The sequence below is a fragment of the Cyanobium sp. Morenito 9A2 genome (assembly GCF_024345575.1).
Classification (GTDB): Bacteria; Cyanobacteriota; Cyanobacteriia; order PCC-6307; family Cyanobiaceae; genus ATX-6F1.
In genome coordinates this window covers 20,159-40,932 of sequence record NZ_JAGQBJ010000006.1, presented here as the reverse complement: position 1 = coordinate 40,932, position 20,774 = coordinate 20,159, and the positions used below count along the sequence as shown (strand labels likewise).

Sequence of the window (20,774 nt, the reverse complement as noted above, 5' to 3'; positions counted from 1 at the left end):
CCTAGAACTGGCTGGCTTCGGGGGTGATGCCGACGCTGTCGTCGGCGGCGCCGGCCACGCCTTTGCTCTGGAACCTGTTGTCGACGATGTCGGTCTGGTAGACGCAGCGCACCACGGGTTTGTCCTTGATCGAGCCGATGTAGGCGAAGGTGTTCATGCGCTGCTTGCATTGGCGCATCTGCTCGTTGGTGACCGCCCCCTCCTTCTGGAGCACGGACCAGTTCTCGCGGCGGATGACGCAGCCGGGCTGCAGCTTGGGCTGGGTCACGAAGCTGCTGCTGGGGTTCATGGTCGTGTACATCTCCACATCGACCACGAAGGCGCTGGCGCCCCACTGCTTGCAGAACTCAGGGTCAGGCACGGCCAGATCGAGCTGCTGGCTGCTGGCGATGTTGCCCTGGTCCCCCGCGGTGTTGCTGGAGAGGGCGGTGCCGATGCCGATTCCCACCACCAGCACACCTGCCAAGACGGCCATGGTGGCCACATTGAACTGAAAGGGTCCGGTGCCGCCGCCCGGAGGGCCCTGGCCTTGCCCAGGGCCGCCCCCGCCGGGAGGACGCCGTGGCGACCGGGGGGGATCCCCGCGTCGGGGAGTGTCGTACCGGTCGTCCTCGTAGCCGTAGCCGTAGGTCTCGCGGCCGCGGCTTGGTTCGGTGGCGCGGCTGGAGCGGGAGCGCGTCACAGAGCTTCGGGGCTGCGGGGCAAGCCCATGGAGTAATTCAGAACCCGCGCATCCGGGTTGTAACGGAGTTCACCCGCCTGCAGCAGGCTGCGGATGGTGCCTTCGAGCTCCGAGCCGATGCGGCGAAGGTTGTACTCGCTGAGTTCAGCTCCGGCCTGGGCGGCCACCAGCTCCCGGAAATGCTGCTGCACCTTGTCCAAGGCCGCCACGTCCCAGAGGAATTCGTTGTCGGGGTCCACATCGAGGGTGAGCTGATTGGGGCTTGGCTCGAGGTTTTGGCCTTCAATCCGCGCCGTGAACAGGCGGATGTGACGGGTGGTGGACTTGAGCAGCAGGGTGTCGGCCATGGCTGACGAGGGCTCGGACGATGAGGACGTGGTGGAGGCCGTGGGCAGGACCCCCGGACCGCCTCGAGAATCAGACTTTAGGAACCCCGGGGCCAACGGCGCCGGGAGAGCGGCTCTTAGGGTTGCCCCTGGTTTCGGGGTTCCCCATGCGTGTCGCGATCGCCGGAGCGGGCCTGGCCGGGCTCTCCTGTGCCAAGTACCTCTGCGACGCGGGGCACACCCCGATCGTTCACGAGGCCCGGGACGTGCTCGGCGGCAAGGTGGCCGCCTGGCAGGACGAAGACGGCGACTGGTACGAAACCGGCCTGCACATTTTTTTTGGCGCTTACCGCAACATGCGCCAACTGTTCAAGGAGCTGGACATCGAAGACCGTCTTCAGTGGAAGAGCCATTCGATGATCTTCAACCAGAAGGAGGTGCCGGGCACCTACAGCCGTTTTGATTTCCCGGACATCCCCGCTCCGTTCAATGGCGTGGCGGCGATTCTGGGCAACAACGACATGCTCAGTTGGCCCGAAAAGATTCGCTTCGGCCTGGGGCTGGTGCCCGCAATGCTGAAGGGCCAGGCCTATGTCGAAGAGTGTGACAAGTATTCCTGGAGCGAGTGGTTGCGGCTGCACAACATTCCTGATCGGGTGAATGACGAGGTGTTCCTGGCCATGAGCAAGGCGCTGAACTTCATCAATCCCGAGGAGATTTCCAGCACCGTGGTGCTCACGGCCCTCAATCGTTTCCTGCAGGAGAGCGACGGCTCGAAAATGGCTTTCCTCGATGGCAACCCACCCCAGCGCCTCTGTCAGCCAATCGTCGACTATGTGGTTGAGCGGGGCGGTGAGGTGCATCTCAAGGCGCCCCTGCGCCAGATCGAATTGGCGGCCGACGGCACGGTGGGCGGCTTCCGAATCGCTGGGCTCGGGGGCGAGGACGCCCGCACGGTCCAAGCCGATGCCTACGTGAGTGCCCTGCCTGTGGATCCTTTGAAATTGCTGTTGCCCGAACCTTGGCAGCAGCTTCCCTATTTCCAGAAACTCCAGGGGCTCAATGGCGTGCCTGTGATCAACATCCATCTCTGGTTCGATCGCAAGCTCACCGAGATCGACCACCTGCTGTTCAGTCGCAGTGATCTCCTCAGCGTCTACGCCGACATGAGCAACACCTGCCGCGAATACGAAGACCCCCACCGCTCGATGCTCGAGCTGGTCTTTGCCCCCGCCAAGGACTGGATCGGCCGCAGCGATGCGGACATCGTCGCGGCCACCCTGGGGGAATTGGAGCGCCTGTTCCCTCAGCACTTCACCGGCGCCGATCAGGCGACGCTTTTGAAGTCGAAAATCGTGAAGACACCACTTTCGGTCTACAAGACCGTGCCGGGGTGCCAGGCACTCAGGCCCGATCAGGCCTCACCCATTGCTAATTTCTTCCTGGCCGGCTGTTTCACCAGACAGCGCTACCTGGCTTCGATGGAAGGGGCCGTGCTCAGTGGCAAGCTCTGCGCCGAGGCGATCGAAGCCGCCGACCCGGCCCGGCTGCGGGGAGTGCAGGCCATGGCTGTCGCTGGATGAGCCAGGGCCCCGCCCCACTGGGGGTCGATGCCCGGGCGATCGAGCGCCGGGTCCGGCGCTTCACCCTCGCCTGGTTCGTGCTGGTGGCCAGTCTGCTGGTGGGCTCGGCCGGATTCAGCCTCTGGCAGCTGCGCCGGACCGTCACCGCTTTCACGAACCAGCGGCTGCTGGTGGTCTCCGAGAACCTGAAGCAGCAGCTGAGCATCACCGATGCCATCTACCGGCGGCTGACCAACGCTGCCGTGGAGGTGTTGGGGGCGGATTTCCTTGAGTTGGGCCCAGTCTCCCTGGGTCCCCCAGCGCTGAGCGTGGGCGGCCAGCAGGTGCAGGAGCTGCGCTTCGGCGGCGTTCCGGTCACCGAGAGGCAGGACATCGTCAGCGAAGTGTCTGAACAGATGGGCGCCACGGCCACCGTGTTCACGGTCCGTGGGGATCGTTTCATTCGTGTGGTCACCACCGTCCGTCAGAGGGACGGTCGCAGCGCCCTTGGCACCGAACTCGATCCCCAAGGCGAGCCGATCCGTTTCTTGCGGAATGGCCAGGCCTTCATGGGTGTGGTGGACATTTTTGGTGATCCCTATTTCACCGCCTACAGGCCGATCAAAGACTCTGTTGGCCGCGTGATCGGTGCCTTCTATGCCGGGTATCCGATCACCACCCTCGCCGAGATCGGCCGCAACATTCGATCCACGCGCATCCTCGACAACGGGTTCGTTGCCCTCGAGGATGCCAAGGGAGAGCGAACCTTCCAGTCCAGCCATCTCAGCACTGCCAAGGTGGCGGCCCTGCTGCGATCCGTGCAACCTTCAGGACAACGGCCCACGCCTGGTCAGGGTGTCGTTCAATCGCAGGGTTATGAGATCTCCCGCGAGTCTTTTGTGCCCTGGCATTTTAATATTCTGACGGCCAAGTATCTTCCAGACATCGATCGCCTCTCCCTTCAACTCACCATGGGGGTGATGGGGCTCATGACCGTGATGATTCTCGCGGTCCTGGTGCTCTCATGGTTCTACAGCCAGCGTCTCACCTGGGCCTTGATCACCGGAGAGCTGGCCCGTCGGCGTGCTGAATTGGAGGAGCTGGATGCCGAAGGGGCCCGCCGGGAGGCGGAGGAAGCGAACCAGGCCAAGAGCACCTTTCTGGCCAACATGAGCCATGAACTTCGCACGCCGATGAACGCGATCATTGGCTATAGCGAGATGTTGATTGAAGAGGCAGAAGATCTATCCCCTGAGGAGTTCGTGCCCGATTTGCGCAAGATACAGGGCGCGGGCAAGCATCTGCTCAATCTGATCAATGACGTGCTTGATCTTTCCAAGATTGAGGCGGGCAAGATGACCCTCTGTCTTGAGACATTCGATCTCGCCTCCACCATCAACGATGTGGTTTCCACGGTGAAGCCGTTGCTCGACAAGAATGCCAATTCTTTGGCGCTTGATTGTCCGGAGGACAGTGGTCAGATGCGCGCCGATCTCACCAAGTTTCGTCAATGTCTGCTTAATTTGTTGAGCAACGCCAGCAAGTTCACTGACCATGGCACCATCACCTTGAGCCTTGGTAGCGGCGTTGAAGGCTCAGGTGAGGACGCGATCGAGACGATCCAGGTGGCGGTGGCTGACACCGGCATCGGCATGACCTCCGAGCAGCTGGCCCGTTTGTTCGAAAGTTTCTCCCAGGCTGATGCGAGCACCACCCGCCAGTACGGCGGCACCGGCCTTGGGCTGGCGATCAGCCGCCGTTTCAGCCGCCTCATGGGTGGCGATATCAACGTGACCAGCCAGCCAGGGGTGGGCAGCACCTTCACCCTTGTGCTGCCGCGCTGGGTGGAGGATCCTGCCCTGTTTGCCCCTGGGACGCAGGGCGGGGCGGCGCGCCCTGCGGCCGCAGGGTCTGAGGCTGATGGAGCCCCCTCCACCGAATACGCCGCCAGCGGTACCGTCGGATCGGCCCTGGGGGCCGATCCGCTCCCCGTGGCCCCCCGCGGCACCGTGCTGGTGATCGACGATGACCCGGCGGCCGCCGATCTGGTGAGCCGCTTTCTGATTCGCGACGGTTACCGGGTTTGGGTGGCCCAGGGGGGTGAACAGGGCCTGGAACTGGCCCGCAGCCTGCGCCCCGATGCGATCACCCTCGACGTGATGATGCCGGGCCTGGATGGCTGGACGGTGCTGGCCCAGCTCAAGGCTGATGCCGAACTGGCCGCCATCCCCGTGGTGATCATGACCATGGTCGATGAGCGCGAGTTGGGGGAGTCCCTTGGTGCCGCCGACTGCCTCGCCAAGCCGATCGACTGGGGACGCCTGCATCAGCTCATGGGCACGATCACCGCTGACGGGCCTGAGGCGCCGGCCCGGTTGCTGGTGGTGGAGGACGACCGGGCCCATGCCGAGCTGTTGCGCAGGATGCTCGAAAAGCAGGGCTGGATGGTGGACCATGCCGCCAACGGTCGCAAGGCTTTTGAGGCGCTGGCCATCAGCCGACCGGATCTGATCCTGCTGGATCTGATGATGCCGGAGATGGATGGGCTCGAATTCCTGGAGCGGCTGCGCCGGAACCCCCGCGCCGCCAGCATCCCGGTGATCGTCATCACCGCCCAGAGCCTCAGCGATGCCGACCGGCAGCGCCTCCATGGCCGCGTGAGCGAGGTGCTCAGCAAGGGCACCTTCAACGCCGTCTCCTTGGCCGAACAGGTCAATGCGATCCTGGGAACCAGGGTCTGAGGCGAAGCGATCGGCGATGGTGCGCGTTCTGCTCGTCGAAGACAATGAATTGAACCGGGACATGCTCTCGCGTCGCCTGCTGCGCAGGGGTTTCGAAGTGGTGATGGCCCTCGACGGCGCCCAGGCCCTTGCGCTGGCGGTGAGCGCCGAACCCGCCCTGATCCTGATGGACATGAGCCTGCCGGTGATTGATGGCTGGGAGGCCACCCGCCGGCTGAAGGCAGAAGCGGCCACCGCCTCGATCCCGGTGATCGGTCTGACGGCCCATGCCATGGCGGGGGATCGGGAGGCGTGCCTGCAGGCCGGTTGCGACGACTACGACACCAAGCCGGTGGATCTGGCGCGGCTGCTGGGGAAGATCGAGGCCCAGCTGACCCGCGTCGGCAGGGTGTTCGAGCCGTGAGGGGGGACGCCACTTCCAGCGCACCGTCCGACCGATCGGCCGATCCCCTGGCGGACCTGCGCCACGATCTCTGCACACCGATCAATCAGATCCTGGGCTTCAGCGAACTGCTGGAGGAGGAGCTGCTCGAAGCCCAGCAGCCGCAGTACATCGATGACCTCCGTAAGATTCAGCGTGCTGCCGGCACCATGCTCGCCCTGGTGCGTGGTCGATTGACGACGGCACTTTGGCAGAGCTCCGCCACGTCACCTGCCGGAGTCTCCGCCATGCCCTTGGGCAGCCGTGGGGCCGCCATGGGCGCAGCCCTTCCCACCACAGCGATCCTGGGATGTGTTGATGGGCCAGACCCGGCGCTGGAACCCCGGTCGCTGCGACCTGGACGCATTCTGGTCGTCGATGATGACCCCCTCAACCTTGATCTGCTGGCCCAGCGCCTCAGCCGTTCCGGCCATCTGGTCACCACCGCCGTCGATGGGGAGGCCGCTCTGGCTCTGGCCCACCAGCAGCCCTTCGATCTGGTGCTGCTCGATGTGCTGATGCCCAACCTGGATGGCTATGGCACCCTCGGTGAGCTCAAGGCCGACGAGAACCTGCGCCACCTCCCGGTGATCATGATCAGCGCCCTCGACGAACTCTCCAGCGTGGTGCGCTGCATTGAGGCGGGGGCAGAGGATTATCTGCCCAAACCCTTCAATCCCACCTTGCTGCGGGCTCGGATCGGCGCCTGTCTGGAGAAGAAGGCCTTCCGGGATCAGGAGGCGGAGTTGTACCGCAACCTGGTGGCCAGTCAGCAGCGCCTGGCCCGGGAGCTCAGCGCGGCCGATCACTTCGTTGAAGCGTTGGCTGTGGAGGAACGGGAGGCCCCCCAGCTGGCGCCCCTGCTGGCGGCGTTCCAGCGCATGTCCGTGGCGGTGTCTCGCCAGGAAAGCGCCCTGCGCGCCACGATCGAGGAGCTGGAGATTCAGATCAACCGCCAGGTGCTCAGCCGCCAGGTGGGCTCGATCCTGGCTGACCCCTCCTTTTCGGCCCTCAACGAACGGGCCCGGGCCATGCGCGAACGCCGCAGACATGGCAGGAACGACCCATGACACCCCAGCTCTGGCAGCATGGCCAGCGATCCGGTGGTGCGGCTGTGCTCCCCAGCCTCGAGCAGGCCTACGAGGAATGCCGGCGCGAAACGGCCGAATGGGCCAAGACCTTCTACCTCGGCACCCTGTTGATGCCGCCGGCCAAGCGTCGGGCCATCTGGGCCATCTATGTGTGGTGCCGGCGCACCGATGAGCTGATGGACAGCGCCGAGGCCCAGGGGCGGCCTGTGGCCGAGCTGGCAGCGCGGCTGGATGGCTGGGAGCAGCGCACCCGGGAGCTGTTCAAGGGGGTGGTGCGTGATGGATTGGATCTGGTCATGCACGACACCCTCGAGCGTTACCCCCAGCCTCTGCAGCCCTACCTCGACATGATCGAGGGCCAGCGCATGGACCTGCGCCAGCACCGTTACGCCACGTTTGAGCAGCTGGGGCTCTATTGCTACCGGGTGGCGGGCACCGTGGGGCTGATGACCCAGGAGGTGATGGGCCTTGATCCCGCCTACACCTCGGCCCCTTGGAGCCATTGCCCCGACACCACCGATGCGGCCGTGGCCCTCGGCATCGCCAACCAGCTCACCAACATCCTGCGCGATGTGGGTGAGGACCGGGCCCGCGGACGGATCTACCTTCCCCTCGATGAACTGGAGTGCTTCGGCTATGGGGAGGACCAACTGATGGCGGGCGTGCTCAACGACAACTGGCGGGCGCTCATGGCCTTCCAGGTGGCCCGTGCGCGAGAATGGTTCTCCCGCTCCGAGGCGGGCGTGCGTTGGCTGGCCCCCGATGCCCGTTGGCCCGTCTGGGCGTCCTTGCGTCTCTACCGGGCCATCCTCGATGTGATCGAACAGCACGGCTATGACGTGTTCAACAACCGGGCCTACGTCTCCCGGGCTGGCAAGTTGCTGGACCTGCCGCTTTCTTTTGTGATCGCCCAGGCTCGATGAATCTGCCCCACGGCCAGCGCCCGAGGGCGGCCATTTTTGCCTTAGGCGTTCTGATGGCCATGGCCTGGGGTCTGGCGACCCCGGCTGCTGATCGCACCCCGACGGTCGGCCCGGCGCCTGCCCGGGCAGTGGCGGCCCCAGGGCCGGCGGAATGGCCCAGCACCAAGCAGTTGGAAGATCTTGGCGCCGGCTGGCCGGCCGGGGTTCCCAGGCCCAGCGACAACCTCGCGCCCATTCCGACCGCCCAGCTCGCAAGCCTTGAACTGGCGACGGCGGTGGAGCTCGCCGATCGCCGCAATCCGGTGATTCGTCAGAACTATGAACTGCTGCTGGCGACCCAGAACAGCCTCGGGGCGGCCTACGCCAGCTGGTGGCCCGTGATCAACGGCAGCCTGGGCGCAGGCCTTTACGGGCAGCGTTCCTATTACAACTATCAAGGAGCCCTCTCAGGTGTGGGGGCACCGGCCTCAGGGGTCTACGCCACGGTCACGGCCTTCAGCAGCAGTTATTTCCAGAGCCTCAACCAGTTCGACATCAACTGGAACCTGTTTGATCCAGCCCGCAGTCCCACGATCTGGCAAAACAAGTACCTGGTGCGTCAGGCCGTTGATGCCTTCGTCATCGCCCGGCGGGACAACCGCCTGCGCACGGAACAGGCGTACATCAACCTCCAGCGGGCGATCGCCAAAACGGTCACCGGGCAGCAGCTGGTGGCCAATGATCAATTGCTCTATCGCCTGGCCCAGTCGCGGGTGCGGCTTGGGGTCGCCTCCCGCCTCGAACTCGCCAAGCAGCAGACGGTGCTCAAGACCGACCAGGTCAACCTGGTGAATGCCGAGCAAAACGCCCAGTTGGCCCAGGCCGAGTTGGCCGAGTTGCTCCATGAGACCAACGCCGGGGCGATTCGCCCCGCGGCCATCCTGTCCCCCCAGGGCAGTTGGAGCCAATCGCTCGAGACCACCATTGAATCGGCCCTGGGCTACCGCAAGGTGATCGAGCAGCAGCTCACCGCCGTGAAGGTGAACGAAGCCCAGGCTCAGATCGATCTGGCGGTGTATCGGCCCACGATCGCCCTGGTGAATTCCCTTTACTGGACGAAAGGCGTGGGTTACGCGGCCCTGGGTCCACCCTGGGTGGGCAACGCCCGCACCGATTTCTGGAATGCCTCAAGCCTGGTGCAGATCACCTTCACCGGCTTCGATGGAGGCCAGGCCCGCATGAGTGCGGCCGCTGCGATGCGCCGCGCCAGGGCTGCGGAGGCTCAGGTGCAAGTGGCCCTGAATCAGGTGCGACGCGAAGTGCAGAGCTTCCATGCCCAGGCCCAGCAAGGCCGCCAGGCGGTGCTGTTGGCGGCGGCACGGGTGAAGGCGTCCAGTGAAGCCCTGCGCCTCCAATCCCTGCGCTTCAATGCTGGTTATGGCAATGTCACTGATGTCGTGCAGGCCCAGCAGGATCTAACCCAGGCCGTGGGTGTGTACATTGACCAACTCGCAGATTACAACATCGCCCTGGTGAGCCTGGCCCGGGCCAGCGGCCTCAGCTATGAACCTGATCCCTCCCTCCAGCAACAGGTGGGCGATCCTTTCGCGCGTTTGAACCTGCCCAAGCGCGTGGGTCGCATGAACTAACTGAGGCTCATCGGCTTTTCCGCCGTTGCTGGCGCCGGGTGCGCATGGCCTCGGCGCGTTCGCTCAGGCTCAGGAAATGGGGATCGCGGGTGATGGAGCACACCTGACCTTGAAGGACCTGTTGGTTGATGTCGATCTCCAGGGTGCGAATGCGTTCCTTGAAGGAATCCTCCCGATCGGCCACCGCCCCAGACATCCGGTTGAAGGCCTGCACGAGCCGCCCGAGGGCATCGTCACCGCCGTAGCTGAGTTGGGTGCGGGAGTCGCCGGCGGCCATCCTGTCGGCGGCCGCTGCCAGGGCTCCCAATTCCCGCTGGATGCCAGCGGCGATGCGCCAGGCCGCCAAGGCGCATCCGGCCACCAGCAAAAGCGTGCCCAGCACCAGCAGGATCAGCATCGTTTCCGTGGCCTGGCGCAGGGGCACCAGTTTGCGATTCAGCATCGCCTCCTCGACCAGGATCACTGCCAGCCAGTTCCATTCTGGGAAGGTGGCCATGAACAGCCTTTGGCGCTCGGGTGTCTCCCCCGGGCGGTCCGCGATCAGGATGGACCGCTCACCGATCAGCGCCTGGGTGTGGGCGCTCGGAAGGGGAATCCCGCCCGAGGCGAGCATGGCCCGGTGCAGCAGCGGGCAGCTGCCCTGGGAGGGCTGGGCGAAGTTGCAATACAACCTGCCGCCGGTGCTGAATCCGAAGAAGGCTACGTGGTGGTTCTTGTAGGGAAACAGGCGGGCGCTGGTCTGGAGAACTTCGTTGTCCGCGTCGGTGCGCAGGCTCACTGAGAGCAGCAACCGCTGGGCGCCTCCGGGGGCCGGCAAGGGTGTGAGTCGACTCATGCGCCAGAGGCCATCGCGCAGCAGCATCGTGTTGCGTGCCTCGAGGCGGGCCCCTGAGCCCTCGATCACTTCTTCCAACTCGCGCACAGTGGCGGCCGGTGGCACCCAGCCGGCGGGCAGGGGGTGGCCCTTGCCATCCACCCCCGCCAGGCGCCGCCAGATGTTCTGACCGTCTTTGAGAAAAATCGAGGCCGATTCAGTGGGCAGCGTCAGGGGCATCGCCAGAATCGGATTCAACCGCTGCGGCGCTTGCGCTGGTTCCAGCGGTTGCCGCTGCCAGGACATCTGGCCGGTGGGCGAGAGGTTGAGATCGGCGCCGATGCGTTTGGCCAGACGCTGGGAATCAAGGTCAAGCTGCGCGGCGAGCATGCGCGTGTTGCGCTGGATGATGCTTGTTGTGAACAGAAGATTGGTGCGGTTGTCCTGATCGAAAAGGGTGGTGAGTTCGAACTTCGCTTTCTGGGCGAGCTCCACCACCGTGCTGGCGGAGAGCACCAAGAAGATCCCCAGACCAACGATTGGACCGGTGACCCCAAGCGCGATCAGGCGCACGGAAAGTCGCATGGGCGCTGAGCGTCTCAGGCGTTCGCCAGTTCTACCATCGCCCAACCCGATCACCAACAGCGGCAGGCATGGCCCAGATCCTGGCGATTCATTCCTTCCGCGGCGGCACCGGGAAGTCCAATCTTTCCGCCAACCTGGCGGTCGCGCTGGCGCTGCAGGGCAAACGGGTGGCGGTGTTCGACACCGATCTGGCCTCCCCGGGCGTTCACGTCCTGTTCGGTTTCTCCCCTGAACCAGGCCAGGCCACCCTCAATGATCACCTCCAGGGTGATACGGCGATCGAGCATTGCGCCCATGACGTCACACCAACTCCGGTGAAGCAGGCCCATGGACGGCTCTGGCTGGTGCCCGCCGCCATGGACAGCGACCGCATCGCCCGTCTGCTGCGGGAGGGTTACCAGGTGGAGAAGCTCAACGATGCCCTGTTCAGCCTGAGCGAAAAGCTCCATCTCGATCTGGTGATCATTGACACCCATCCGGGGATCAATGAGGAAACGTTGCTTTCCACCGCGATCGCTGACTGTCTGTTGATGGTGATGCGTCCAGATACCCAGGACTACCTCGGCACGGCCGTGGCGATTGAGGTGGCCGAGCGCCTTGATGTGCCGGCGATTCGCTTGGTGGTGAACAAGCTGCCGGCTCATTTCGATCCCGAGCAGGTGCGGGAGCGGGTGGCCAGCAGCTACAACGTGCCGATCGGGGCGCTCTTGCCCCTCAGTGACGATCTGCTCACCCTGGCCAGTAGTGGTCTGGCGATACTCGTCTACCCCAACCACCCCTGGAGCGAGCGCGTGCGTGCTCTCGCCGCCGATCTCAACGCATCTGAGCTCGCCTGAGATGGCTTCCGGTGTCGACCCTGCCACCTGGCCGCCGGGCCCGCTTTCGATGGCGACCCTGCTGGCGCTGGAACCAGCGAGTCTGCGCAAGCTGCTCAAGCGTGGACTGCGTCAAGGCCTGGAACGTCAGGATCTGGCCAGCCTGCTGGAGCTGGAGTGGCACTGGAAGGTCGATTCGAGCGAGGCCTTGGACCTGCTCGCGGCCCTGGAGCAGAGGGGTTGGTTTCGCTGCGATGGTGATCACTGGAAGACCCATCTGGGCTAGGCGAGCCCGTGCTACAGCTTGCGAGGCGAAAGCGCCCTGCCTACGGGGCTGACCTGCGATGAAACTGCTCGATTCCTGGTACGCCGTTGCCCTTGCATCGGCGTTGAAGCCCGAGCATCCCCTGGCGGTTCAGTTGCACGGCGAGCGCTTTGCCGTGTGGCGCGACAGCTCTGGCGCGGCCGCCGCTGTGCTGGATCGCTGCCCCCACAAGGGCGCTTCCCTCAGTGTGGGCCGGGTGCAGGACGGCCTCCTGACCTGCGGATACCACGGCTGGTGCTTCGGCGCCGATGGGCACTGTGCCAGTATTCCCGCCCAGCACACCGGCGAGCCGATGCCCCACCGGGCCCACACCCGCTGTGTGCCCTGCCGGGAGGCCTACGGCTTCCTCTGGCTGTGGTGGGCCCGCGATCCCGAGGCGCCCGTGGCCAGTCCCGAGGTGCTGCCGCCTGTGCCAGCGGTGGGGCCGATTCCCGAGGCCGGTGATGGCGGTTGGCGCAACCTTGAGGGCCAGGTGGAGTGGCAGGCCAACTGGCTGCGCGTGTTGGAGGCCTTCATGGACCTCACCCATGCCCCCTTTGTGCACTCCGGCACCTTCGGGGCGAGCGCCCCCGATCAGCTGATGCCTGAGGAGCAGTGGGTGAAGGACGACAGCCTCTATGAACGGGTGTTGGCCCCCCGCGACCGGCACTACCGCGCCGACCAGGGCCGCGGCCTGCGTGGCTTGTTCAACACTGACGACAAGGCCGTGGCCGAAAGCAGCGATGGCGGCGTGCAGCACATCCAGCTCTGGCTGGCCAATGTGTCGCTGGTGCGGGTGGTGTTCGGGGACTTTCGGATTTCCCTGTGCACCGCCCATGTGCCGCTGGATGACGGCCGCACCCTGAACCTCTGGCGCCACTTCCGCTCCTTCCTGCGTACCCCCCTGGCCGATGCCAATGCCCGCGGGCGGGTGGATCGCTTCATGGCGGAAGACCAGCGCATGGTGGAGACGCTCACTCCGCGGCTGCCAGATCTCGACGGCCGCGGCGACTTGCTTCTGGTCAGTGATGCCATGACCTTGTGCCTGCGCAGCCTGCTGCGCGAGAAGCGCAGCGCCGGTTTGCTTGTGTAAGTGCCGCTCCTTCTCTATTCACTCCTCCGCGATCTCCAATGAGCTCCGCTCCCGACAGCTTCGCCAGCGCCCTGCCGATCGAGGCCCTGGATCACGTGGCTCTTACGGTTCGCGATCCCCAGGCCTCTTTGGCCTGGTACCAGCAGGTTCTGGGCTTTCTGACGGCGGCGATGGAGGGGCTGCCGAGCGGCCCACCGTTCATCCTGCGGGTTTGCCCAGGCTGCTACCTGAACCTGTTCCCCGCTGATTCCGCCAATCCAGCAGCGGTGCCTGACCACAACACCATCGCGATGCGGCATGTGGCATTCCGGGTCACCTATTCCCGCATGGCGGAGGTGGAGGAGGAGCTGCAGCGTAGGGGCCAAGCGGTGATGGCCTTCGATTACGGCCCCCGATGCCGCTCCCTGTTCGTGAGCGACCCCGATGGCCATCAAGTGGAACTGATCGGCTATGGCGACGGGGTGTTCACTGCCTGAGCCTGGGGCCGGATCTGGCTACTGAGCGCCAGGCCGACTGCCAGCCGCACCAGGGCGACCAACGCTCCGTGGCGGCGGCGCTTCTGCTGCAGGTATTGGGGCTTCGGCCATCAGGGGGGCGAGCAGGTCGGTGAGGCAGATGCATGACGGCTTGAGTATCCGGGATTCTCCGCTCTTTCGCCGACACGGTGAGAGAGACAGGGAGAGGAGGCCCGCCATGATTGCGCTGGTGCCCATGGCGATATTCAAGGAGTGAGATGGAGCTCGTTGCCGGTATGCATGGCGGTCACGCGGGGAATCGCAATCCACCATGATCAGCAGCTCCACCTCCATGACAGAGACCACCCATCTGACTGCCTGGGGATCCAACCCGAAGCGGTCGCGGGCATCCATCACGAACATGTCGCTGAAGTGTGGAAAGCCCAGAACGAGGCTAGAGAGAAGATCACTGATCAGTTGACCTGACGCCCTCGGGTGGGTTCGCTCCCCGCACCAGAAACGCAGGGGATCGGCCTCCGATCTGGAGTGCTGCCCGGAGTTGCGGCTTTCCGGCAGCAGCAGCGGCAGCTCCATCAGGATCACCAGGGAGAAGGGCCACGGCGGTGAAGAACGGCGCCGGGGGAGGCACTGCCCCCAGCTGGCAACCCACTATGCCTTCGGCCACGTTGACCTCGTTGGCGCTGGCTCCCTGGGTGCCCTGGAACAGCACCAGCCGAGCAAGGCTCGGGGTAAGGGCGGAGCCCGACAGGGCCAGTCGTTTATGTCCAACGAGACCGCCTGCATCAGGATGCAGGCCAGCCGATCCGACTAGAGGACGATCAGGGACGCATCCAACAGCTGGCAATCGGTATCGACCAAGGCCACCATCGGGTTTTGGGTGAGTAGTGGCCGGGGATCCGCATGTTCCCAGATCATCACCATTAGTGTGAACAGCTCCGGTGGCAGTTGGATCTGCGGTCGCCCTTCCTCGATGGTGGTCCCGCTGGGATTGGCCTGCCGCCGGCGCACCTTCAGGATCAAGCCAGACTTGCTTAGCGGACCACCCAGAACGCAGGGAATCAGCGCCGGCGGACTAGGGCCTGGAGCAGGAGACGCCCTAGGGCCTCACTGGAGGGCAGCGCTGGATCTGACCTCTGGGGGGTTGATGGGCTGAGATGCTGTTGTGTCGCTGCAGTTAGCTTAGGATTCACTCAACTGACTGATTACCATGCTAGAAGGGCTTCATGACTTTTGGTACGCTGTTGAACATGCTTCATCGCTAGGCCCATCTCCCCGGCAAGTCACTCTACTGGCTCAGAAGTATATACTGTTCCGCGATGAAAAAGGCTTGCCGAGAGCTGCTTACGACCGCTGCCCTCATCGCAGTGCAAGCTTCAAGAATGGATGGGTTGAATCAGGGTGCTTGCATTGTCCCTATCATGGATTCAGCTTTAACGCCGAGGGGCAGTGTGTACATGTACCTGTTGACCAGCCTGGAACTCCGATACCAAGCCTCGCCAAGCTAAAGATATTGTCGGCCTTTGAAAAGGCCGGCTTCATTTGGCTTTTTCCTGGGGCAATAGAAAACGCTGATCCGAATCTAATTCCAGACTTTCCAGAGTTTGGAGATCCAGGCTGGCGAGCTGTTCAAGGTGAGTATGAGTGGGATGCCAACTTTAGCCGTGTTGTCGAGGCAACTCTTGATACGTCCCATGCCCCTTTTGTCCACAAAACGTTTTTTGCCAACCGTGATGAGGCGGCAATTCATCCTTTGGAGGTTGTTGAAACTGATCGCTCGGTCTCTTGTTTTGTTAACACAAAGCCTCCCAAGCGGACTGGCCTTTTCAGGTTGGCAATTAGGAGAGAGATTGAGCACTCCACATCTTGGATGACTTGCTATCTGCCTAGCCTGAACAGGCTGGACGTGCATTTCAATATGAAAGGATATCGCTTTATATACGTGGCAAGTAACATACCATTGAGCTCAACCCGAACGCTCACCAAGTGGATTGAGGTTAGAAACTTTGTCAGGCAGCCTTTTGCTGATCACCAGTTCCTGAAGGATACCACGCACACCTATCACGAAGACCGCTCTGTGGTGGAGACCCAGGACAAGGGGCTGACGTGGGATCTAGAGCAGCGTGAGCTACTCCTAGCCTCTGATAGGCTAATCCTTGCATATCGAAAGAAGATGGCGGCTCTGCTTTCCGGCAAGAGTTAGTGCAAGCATTGCATGACTTTTGTTTTTCTCTTGTGCTCGGCCTGCTTGCTCCGTGAAGTATGCTATTACTGAATCGAATTTAAGTCTGTCCGCACTCTGACTCATGTTTCGGATTGGAGCCAAGTAAGAAAGCACCAAGCAGAATAACTGCTGCCTGAATCAAGAAGCTTCCGCTTGGTGTTTTGTCGTAGACAAGTCCGGCTACGATTGGGCCTGCACAGTTGGCGAGGTTGGTAAGAGATGCAAGGCTTCCGAGTACAACGCCTTGTTTTTCGCTTGGGGTTAGGCCTGAGACCATGCTTCTTGATGTCGGCTGTACAAACGATGCTCCGATCGCAAGCAGCATTGCGGAGGCTACAATTATGGTTGCACTTAGAGGCTTGATGAGGGAAGCTATTGGAATCAATGTCAGTGCAATGGCTGTCGCTATCATTCCATAGCGGTTAACTGAGTATTCGCCCAGTTTGTTGACGGTCTTGCCGGTGAACCAGACCTGAGCTACGGTAAGTGTAAGGCCAAGTAGAACGAATAAGCCACTCGTCTGACTGGAGTTCCAGTCAAAGAGATCTTTAAGGGCTAAAACCAATAGACTTGTAAAAGCCGAAAATGCAAAGCTATAGGCGCTAAAGCCGATTGCTACCTTGTTTATTACAGGCGTTTTTAGTAGGTCAATGACAGGTTTAACGAGTTTGATTTGCCGAAGCTCAGCCGTTTGACCTTGGGCCTGTGGCTTTGTCTCTTTAAGAAACAGAACAGCTGTAATTAAATTATAGGCAGTTAGCCCGGCAGTGGCAAAAATTGGTACTTTGGGCCCGAACCCAACTAATACTCCTCCCAAGACGGGGCCAAAAATTGAACCCAATCCGAATGCCGCTCCTATTAATCCAAGATTCCTGGCGCGGTTGCTAATTGTTGAAATGTCAGCGATGTAGGCCTGAAGCGCTCCATTGCTTGACATGGCAACGCCAGTAATGGCTCTTGAGACAAGAATCAGGGCCAGAGAGTTTGCCCAGCCGAATATTAGAAGTGCTCCAAAGTTTAAGGCAATGCAAGTGAGGATGATGGGCCTCCTGCCGGAAATGTCTGCAAGCGCTCCGGTGACAGGAGATGCAAGCGTGCCGAAAAAGGTTGAAACAGATGCAGTCAATCCGATAGTCAGTGCATTCGGATTGTAAGAAGCAAGCACGAATGGCAGTATTGGAAATATAATATTCTCTCCTATTTTATCGAGTAATATAGTAAAGAAGACGACGCTTAGTGGGTTTGTGATCTTTTTGAGCACTGTTGAGGCCTGTTTGCCCCATTGTATGGGTTGGCCTGCTTCCTGGAGCGTCTTGCTGATGGATTCGCCTTCACTATCTCCGTGCGCAACGCTCAATCGGCTCAGGGCGATTGCTGCCAGGACGCTGTCTGCATGCGGTGGCTGTCAGGAAAGATGACGCCCCTGTCGCCGATCAGGCGACCATCATCAACCGAGCTGGAGTGATGTCGTTTTCTGAGGGTGGCGGGTTGATCCAGACCACCTCCGGTTGAATCCAACAGCGAGTGCTGCGGCTCCAACGGCAGAGATGTCTCTGGCTGGCCTGCTCGTAGACAAGAGCGCGGTGACGACAGAGTTCAACAGCCTGACCGCTGTGGTGCTGATCAGGCGTCACGAACCGTATGGAACTGTGGCGGTGCCTGTGGCTGTTCCAGTCCACGAATGCACAGGCCCAGCGGCAGGCCTCTTCCTGGCTGCGGAAAGGCCGCCGGGGGTAATCCGGCCGGTACTTGATCGTGCGGAACAGCGACTCCGAGTAGGGGTTGTCGTTGCTCACCCTCGGCCTGGAGAAGGATCTGAGGTCTCCCAGCTCCTCCAGACGGCTCTCGAGTGTGGCGGCACGCAACTCTGCGAGAAGCCTGCGGCTAGGCGTTGCCGTTATCGGCATGGAGGATCAAAGGCTGGGGCCGGCTTTTGTTGATCCGCTCCCGCAGGCACGCGCGGCTGACCAGATCAGCGGCGATTTGTGCGTCTTCCCTCTCGGCCACGTCCCAGGCCACGACTTAGTGCCTCCGGCACGCTGGCCTAGGGCCAGGTAGGGGGCTCCAGACGTCGATCACCAGGTAGAGGTATAGCCAGACGCCACAGACGCTGGTGGGCAGGTAGATGATGCCCCAGCTCCAGAGCTGATTCGGCCCCCTGGCCTGCAGCCGTGGCACCGGTCTTGGCTCCTGGGGTGGACGGGCCCGCCCGCGGCGGTGGGCCTGGCCGTGGGCATGGAGCACCCGGTAGAAGCTGCGCTCCGAGCCGATGTAGAGGCCCCGATCCTCCAGGATCGGCACGATCTGCACCGGCGGCAGCGCCGCGAACTCGGGCTGGTTGCAGGTGAGCAGGATTCGCTGGCGCTCCTCCTCACTGAGGCGGTGGGCCACATGGCGGGGGCTGCCTCTGCGGCGGCGATCTAGTCCGTCCCCATCACCCGCGAACTGACGCCGCCAGCGCTGCAGCGTGGTGAGCCCGACGCCCAGCAATGCAGACACCGCACGGGCCCGTGCCCTGGCGGCCACGGCGGCATCGAGGATCTCCAAGGCCTTGCGGCGATCGGCCGGAGAGGTCAGTCTCCCTCGTCCTCGCCCCAGTAGGCCTGGATCTTTTTTGAGGCGTACTGCTTCGCAGAAGCCTGCGGCTACAGCAGCACCGCCGCCTTCGCCAGGGCCTTGTCCTTGCGGCGCAACTCCTGCTGCAGCCGCTACTCCTTCAGAGCAGCCTACGGCTAGATCTCCCGCTGATCGGCCTGGTGCCGCTTCTGGAGGTCCTTCTGCTCGGTCATCGTCAGCAGCGGCTGCGCATTGGCATCCTGGGCGGCCTGGCGCCAGCGGTCCACCTGCTCCGGGAACAGGCCCCGCTCGCGGCAGTAGGCGCCGAGCTCTGTGGCGTTCATGCCGGCGGTCTCCAGCACCACCGTGAACTTGTCGGCCGGTCCCCAACCCTCAGGGTCCTTCTGAGTGGCGGGCACCACTTCCCCCTGCAGCCGCCAGGTCTTGCGCCAGTTTTAGAGGGTGATCACATGGATGCCCAGCTCCTCGGCAATCTCCGCCACGCTCTGGCGGTTAGGCGGGCTCATCCGCCGGCGGACATCAGCCTTGACGGTCTCGCTGTAGGGACGCATCGATCGATTCCATCAGGCCCCCTGGTGTTTGGAATGGTCGGGATGGAGAGGCGTCATCTTTCCTGGCAGAGGGGGCAGGTTGGCAGGTATGTCTCGACGGGTTTGGTGTGATCCGTTTGCGGCGCGCACATGCGGGGCAGCCTTGGCTCGCTGGCATGAGTACCTATCAAGCAGAGATGCGCGTTGCGAGCTGTGCCCAGCTCGCTGCGCGGATCATCAGGCTGCATGGCAGTGTCAGCCCAGCGATCTGCGCCTGGTCTCAGGTAAAAAAAACTGATCACGCGTGATCGGGTACTGGTCGGGATGTCAGCGGTCGCCATGGCGGAACGCATCCAGTAGGTGGGGATTCACCTGCTCTGGGGCTTCATCGTGGGGGCAGTGGCCTAGATCAGGCAGCTCCACCAGGTCTTGCACACAGGCAAATGTGCTCCAGCGCCGCGCTTCGGATATCGGTTCCCAGGGGTCGCTTTGACCCCAGATCATCCGGACCGGTGTCCTGAGCTCCGCAAGGAGCTCAGGGGCGATGCGGTCGTTGAAGAGGTTGATGAAGCCGCGGAACGCTTCGCTGGCTCCCGGCTGTTGCGCTGGTTGGAGCAGAAGTTGCACCAGTTGGTCGTCAATATTCTGGCTTGTGGGATACGCCTGCTGAAGCACCTTGCGAATGATGTTGGCCTTGCTCAGTTGTCTAAACAATCCGCCGGTGAGCCAGCGTTGGCGGACGAGTGACTTGAGTAGGGGTCTGCCCCAGCGGCGTAGAGGTGGCTGTTCCGCCAGGCGCTTGTCATCCAGGGCGCGCTGCGCGCAGTCGATCAAGACGATGCCACTGACGGGTTGCCCCTGTTGTTCCAGCTTGTGGGCTGCTGTAAGGGCCACGACACCACCGATGGAGTTACCCACCAGCTGGACGGGGGCCTGTACGACCTCCTCTACAAAGGCCACCACTTGATCGGCCCAGAGGTCGATGCAATAACGACAGCTGCCCGGTTCTTCAGGCTCTCCCTCCAACCTTGAGCGTGGTTTGTCACTTGTACCGAAACCGAGCAAATCGATGGCGAAGACACTGCGCTCACGTCGGAGTGATGGAACGTTGTGGCGCCAGTGTTCCTTGCAGGCCCCAAACCCGTGAATCAGGACGACATTACTGGGTGCGGGGGGCTCCACACTGCCGTCGTGGGGTCCTGAGATGTAAGCGATCGAGTGGCCCTGCCATGACCAGGTCCATTGCCAGTTCGAGGGATAGATGGAGTCGCTCATGGGGCGGTTGCAGCGATGTCAGGTTGCCAAGGGTTGACGCGGCCATCCTCAATGCGCCAGATGCGGTCAGCATCCTTGAGCAGGCGTAGGTCATGGGTGACCAGCAGAACAGCACTGCGCCTTCGGCGGCACAGGTCTCCAAGCAGTTCAACGACGTCCTGGCCTGACTGGCTGTCCAGGGATGCCGTCGGCTCGTCGGCAAGGATCAGTTCAGGTTCGGGGGCCAGTGCCCTGGCAATAGCGACACGTTGGCGTTGGCCACCCGACAGTTCGTCCGGGTAGTGGTACAGCCGGTGGCTGAGACCAACCGCTTCAAGCAGATTGCAGGCTTTCTCCACGCGAGCTTTTGGATCTGGCTCATTCAGTTGGAGCAGCAGTTGCACATTCTGCAGCACCGTCAGGGAGGCCACCAGGTTGTGGCTCTGGAAGATGAAACCGATGCGGCGTCGGATCTGCACTCGATCGCTCTCGCTCGAGCCACTGAGTTCCTGGCCCAGCACTTTGAGCGAACCTTCCTCCACCGAGCGCAGGGCACCGATCAATGTGAGCAGGGTGCTTTTGCCACTGCCAGAGGGGCCCACAAGCAAGGTCACCTCGCCGGCATTCACGGCGAAGTCGAGGCCATGCAGGATTTGGGTGCGCAGCTCGCCCACGCCGTAGCTGTGGCGCAGATTTTTGCTCACGATCACGGCGCCGTCCACGTTCGTCAT

General features: G+C 62.6%; 22 protein-coding genes. 11 read left to right on the top strand and 11 right to left on the bottom strand.

Going from position 1 to position 20,774, the window contains the following annotated elements:
- Window position 1: 1 nt before the first annotated feature.
- Window positions 2-682 (bottom strand): DUF3172 domain-containing protein, encoded by a 681-nt coding sequence (locus KBY88_RS08975; protein WP_254939588.1) that lies wholly within the window; start codon window positions 680-682, stop codon window positions 2-4.
- Window positions 679-1,029, bottom strand: coding sequence for an NAD(P)H-quinone oxidoreductase subunit M (locus KBY88_RS08970; RefSeq protein ID WP_254939587.1), 351 nt, complete (start codon window positions 1,027-1,029; stop codon window positions 679-681). The genes KBY88_RS08975 and KBY88_RS08970 overlap by 4 nt, the downstream gene beginning before the upstream one ends.
- 146 nt (window positions 1,030-1,175) lie before the next feature.
- Here KBY88_RS08970 and pds point away from each other — a divergent pair, with 146 nt between their 5' ends.
- Genes pds through KBY88_RS08940 form a run of 6 tightly spaced genes read left to right on the top strand, consistent with a single transcriptional unit; the run spans window position 1,176 to window position 9,374 of the window.
- Window positions 1,176-2,591: a 15-cis-phytoene desaturase gene (gene pds / locus KBY88_RS08965; RefSeq protein WP_254939586.1), complete on the top strand. Its 1,416-nt coding sequence runs from the start codon at window positions 1,176-1,178 to the stop codon at window positions 2,589-2,591.
- Window positions 2,588-5,311, top strand: coding sequence for a response regulator (locus KBY88_RS08960; RefSeq protein ID WP_254939585.1), 2,724 nt, complete (start codon window positions 2,588-2,590; stop codon window positions 5,309-5,311). The genes pds and KBY88_RS08960 overlap by 4 nt, the downstream gene beginning before the upstream one ends.
- A 16-nt stretch (window positions 5,312-5,327) precedes the next feature.
- Window positions 5,328-5,714, top strand: coding sequence for a response regulator (locus tag KBY88_RS08955; RefSeq protein WP_254939584.1), 387 nt, complete (start codon window positions 5,328-5,330; stop codon window positions 5,712-5,714).
- The gene (locus KBY88_RS08950) at window positions 5,711-6,802 is read left to right on the top strand and encodes a response regulator (RefSeq protein ID WP_254939583.1); all 1,092 of its coding nucleotides are present in this window, start codon (window positions 5,711-5,713) and stop codon (window positions 6,800-6,802) included. The genes KBY88_RS08955 and KBY88_RS08950 overlap by 4 nt, the downstream gene beginning before the upstream one ends.
- A complete protein-coding gene (locus KBY88_RS08945) occupies window positions 6,799-7,746 on the top strand; it encodes a phytoene synthase (protein ID WP_254939582.1) in 948 nt (315 codons plus the stop codon). The genes KBY88_RS08950 and KBY88_RS08945 overlap by 4 nt, the downstream gene beginning before the upstream one ends.
- Complete coding sequence (locus KBY88_RS08940; RefSeq protein WP_254939581.1) at window positions 7,743-9,374, top strand: TolC family protein; 1,632 nt, start codon at window positions 7,743-7,745, stop codon at window positions 9,372-9,374. The genes KBY88_RS08945 and KBY88_RS08940 overlap by 4 nt, the downstream gene beginning before the upstream one ends.
- 7 nt (window positions 9,375-9,381) lie before the next feature.
- On the opposite strand, the gene KBY88_RS08935 is transcribed toward KBY88_RS08940, so the two are convergent.
- Window positions 9,382-10,773: a HAMP domain-containing protein gene (locus tag KBY88_RS08935; RefSeq protein ID WP_254939580.1), complete on the bottom strand. Its 1,392-nt coding sequence runs from the start codon at window positions 10,771-10,773 to the stop codon at window positions 9,382-9,384.
- 68 nt (window positions 10,774-10,841) lie between these two features.
- Here KBY88_RS08935 and KBY88_RS08930 point away from each other — a divergent pair, with 68 nt between their 5' ends.
- Genes KBY88_RS08930 through KBY88_RS08915 form a run of 4 tightly spaced genes read left to right on the top strand, consistent with a single transcriptional unit; the run spans window position 10,842 to window position 13,461 of the window.
- The gene (locus KBY88_RS08930; protein ID WP_254939579.1) at window positions 10,842-11,609 is read left to right on the top strand and encodes a MinD/ParA family ATP-binding protein; all 768 of its coding nucleotides are present in this window, start codon (window positions 10,842-10,844) and stop codon (window positions 11,607-11,609) included.
- Window position 11,610: 1 nt separating this feature from the next.
- Entirely contained in the window at window positions 11,611-11,874 is a 264-nt protein-coding gene (locus KBY88_RS08925) for a hypothetical protein (RefSeq protein WP_254939578.1), read from the top strand.
- 58 nt (window positions 11,875-11,932) lie between these two features.
- Window positions 11,933-12,985 (top strand): Rieske 2Fe-2S domain-containing protein, encoded by a 1,053-nt coding sequence (locus KBY88_RS08920; protein WP_254939577.1) that lies wholly within the window; start codon window positions 11,933-11,935, stop codon window positions 12,983-12,985.
- Between the two features lie 38 nt (window positions 12,986-13,023).
- Window positions 13,024-13,461 carry a VOC family protein gene (locus tag KBY88_RS08915; protein ID WP_254939576.1) on the top strand — a complete coding sequence of 146 codons (438 nt, stop codon included), beginning with the start codon at window positions 13,024-13,026 and terminating at the stop codon, window positions 13,459-13,461.
- 807 nt (window positions 13,462-14,268) lie between these two features.
- On the opposite strand, the gene KBY88_RS08910 is transcribed toward KBY88_RS08915, so the two are convergent.
- On the bottom strand, window positions 14,269-14,481 hold the full coding sequence (locus KBY88_RS08910; RefSeq protein WP_254939575.1) for a hypothetical protein: 213 nt from the start codon (window positions 14,479-14,481) through the stop codon (window positions 14,269-14,271).
- 187 nt (window positions 14,482-14,668) lie between these two features.
- Between KBY88_RS08910 and KBY88_RS08905 the strand changes: the two genes are divergently transcribed.
- Window positions 14,669-15,661, top strand: coding sequence for an aromatic ring-hydroxylating dioxygenase subunit alpha (locus KBY88_RS08905; protein ID WP_254939574.1), 993 nt, complete (start codon window positions 14,669-14,671; stop codon window positions 15,659-15,661).
- A 79-nt stretch (window positions 15,662-15,740) separates the two neighbouring features.
- Here KBY88_RS08905 and KBY88_RS08900 read toward each other — a convergent pair whose 3' ends face one another.
- From KBY88_RS08900 to KBY88_RS08870, 7 genes are all read right to left on the bottom strand, one after another.
- Window positions 15,741-17,054 carry an MFS transporter gene (locus KBY88_RS08900; RefSeq protein ID WP_396102899.1) on the bottom strand — a complete coding sequence of 438 codons (1,314 nt, stop codon included), beginning with the start codon at window positions 17,052-17,054 and terminating at the stop codon, window positions 15,741-15,743.
- 61 nt (window positions 17,055-17,115) lie between these two features.
- Window positions 17,116-17,547 (bottom strand): integrase core domain-containing protein, encoded by a 432-nt coding sequence (locus KBY88_RS08895; RefSeq protein WP_254939572.1) that lies wholly within the window; start codon window positions 17,545-17,547, stop codon window positions 17,116-17,118.
- 19 nt (window positions 17,548-17,566) lie between these two features.
- Window positions 17,567-17,701: a hypothetical protein gene (locus KBY88_RS08890; RefSeq protein ID WP_254939571.1), complete on the bottom strand. Its 135-nt coding sequence runs from the start codon at window positions 17,699-17,701 to the stop codon at window positions 17,567-17,569.
- A gap of 3 nt (window positions 17,702-17,704) precedes the next feature.
- Window positions 17,705-18,229, bottom strand: a complete 525-nt coding sequence (locus tag KBY88_RS08885) for a helix-turn-helix domain-containing protein (RefSeq protein ID WP_254939570.1) — start codon at window positions 18,227-18,229, stop codon at window positions 17,705-17,707.
- Between the two features lie 185 nt (window positions 18,230-18,414).
- Complete coding sequence (locus KBY88_RS08880) at window positions 18,415-18,657, bottom strand: hypothetical protein (protein WP_254939569.1); 243 nt, start codon at window positions 18,655-18,657, stop codon at window positions 18,415-18,417.
- A gap of 459 nt (window positions 18,658-19,116) precedes the next feature.
- Window positions 19,117-20,064 carry an alpha/beta fold hydrolase gene (locus KBY88_RS08875; RefSeq protein WP_254939568.1) on the bottom strand — a complete coding sequence of 316 codons (948 nt, stop codon included), beginning with the start codon at window positions 20,062-20,064 and terminating at the stop codon, window positions 19,117-19,119.
- Window positions 20,061-20,774: an ATP-binding cassette domain-containing protein gene (locus tag KBY88_RS08870; RefSeq protein WP_254939567.1), complete on the bottom strand. Its 714-nt coding sequence runs from the start codon at window positions 20,772-20,774 to the stop codon at window positions 20,061-20,063. The genes KBY88_RS08875 and KBY88_RS08870 overlap by 4 nt, the downstream gene beginning before the upstream one ends.